General features: G+C 68.6%; 1 protein-coding gene. It reads right to left on the bottom strand.

Annotation, left to right across the window (positions count from 1 at the left end):
- Positions 1 to 239 (bottom strand): chromate transporter (locus R0J88_RS23190; protein WP_410901344.1); only part of this gene is annotated, 239 nt, incomplete at both ends.

The following is a 239-nucleotide window of genomic DNA, read 5'->3' as shown; positions in this document are numbered from 1 at the left end:
CGTGACGCCGATCAGCGCGGCGAGCACCATCCTGACGTGATTGATCAGCATCGTCGCGGCGAGCGAGCGCACGATCGGCGTGCGGTAGAAGATCGCGAACAGCGTCATCAGCAGGAAGAACGGCAGCACGCTCGCGATGCCGGCGATCCACGCGCCGACGCGGCCGTGCAGCGTCTGGCCGACCTGCACCGCGACATTGCAGCCGACCGGGCCCGGCACGAGCCATGCGAGGGCGATGA

Origin of the sequence: Pseudoalteromonas sp. SIMBA_162 (assembly GCF_046535955.1) — a bacterium.
Lineage (GTDB): Bacteria > Pseudomonadota > Gammaproteobacteria > Enterobacterales > Alteromonadaceae > Pseudoalteromonas > Pseudoalteromonas marina.
The sequence above is the reverse complement of the archived record's forward strand: the minus strand, read 5'-3'. Positions and strand labels throughout refer to the sequence as shown.